The 1,142-nt window shown below is 40.5% G+C and carries 1 protein-coding gene; it reads left to right on the top strand.

What is annotated here, in order from left to right; genetic code table 11:
• Positions 1 to 1,118: ISAs1 family transposase (locus H5187_RS23640; RefSeq protein WP_220493335.1), on the top strand; the 1,118-nt coding region annotated here is incomplete at its 5' end.
• Between the last annotated feature and the right edge of the window lie 24 nt (positions 1,119 to 1,142).

The raw sequence follows: 1,142 nt of genomic DNA, 5'->3' as shown, positions 1-1,142 counted from the left end.
TGCCTGATATTCAACTATTTAAATATTTCGAATCAATTGACGACCCTCGCCAGCAGGGTAAAGTTGTCCATAAACTTTTTGATATCATATTCTTAGCTGTCAGCGCTGTCATATCTGGGTGCCAAGGCTGGGAAGATATTGAAGATTTTGGCCATGATAGATTAGATTGGCTCAGGAAGTACGTTCCTCTTGAGCAAGGTATCCCTCGCCATGACACAATCGCTCGTGTGATGAGTCGTATTGATATGACACAGTTTCAAGATTCTTTTTCTTCTTGGATGAAAGACTGCTCTAAATTAACTCATGGCGATGTAGTTGCGATTGATGGTAAGCGATTGAAAGGTTCATTTAATCAGTCAGATAGGCGCGATGCACTTTATATGGTCAGTGCATTTGCGTGCGAAAATGGTGTTGTTTTGGCGCAATGCCCTGTTGATAAAAAGTCGAATGAAATAACAGCGTTACCAGAGCTTCTTGAATTACTGGAGATAAAAGGCTGCTTAGTCACGATTGACGCGATGGGGTGTCAAAAATCAATTGCAGAGACAATAGTGGATAAACAAGCCGATTACCTACTTGCAGTAAAAGCGAACCATAAAGGACTGCTGTCACAAATAGAGAATGCTTTATTACCTGAGGTCACACGACAAGCGTCCGAAGGAGTTTTGTTTAATGAAGCCGATTATCATAAAAACAGAGAAGAATTCAGGTGTTGTGCTGTTAGTCATAACGTAAGTGATTTATCAGAAACGAGCAATTGGAAAGATGCCAAAACAGTGGGAGTTATTGTTTCTTATAGGAAAGAAAAAAACAAAGTAAGCAATGAGTTATGCTATAGATACTACATCAGTTCAGCATATTTATCGGCGGAAGAACTCGCAAGATCTGCACGGCAACATTGGCAAATAGAGAATGGATTACATTGGCGTTTAGATGTCGGATTTAAAGAAGATGATTGCCGAATTAGGCGTGAAGGTGCAGCACCTGTATTTGCGGGGCTGAGACACATCGCATTTAATCAGCTAAAAGCAGAAACAAGCTTTAATAAAGGCATGCCCGCAAAACAGAAAAAAGCTATGCGCAGTACAGGTTACCTTGAAAAGGTATTGAAATCATAGGCTTTTTTCATGCTCTTGCCCTGC

This window comes from Pseudoalteromonas sp. SG44-1 (genome assembly GCF_014164315.1).
GTDB classification, from domain to species: Bacteria; Pseudomonadota; Gammaproteobacteria; order Enterobacterales; family Alteromonadaceae; genus Pseudoalteromonas; species Pseudoalteromonas rhizosphaerae.
This window is presented reverse-complemented; position numbering and strand designations above follow the sequence as displayed.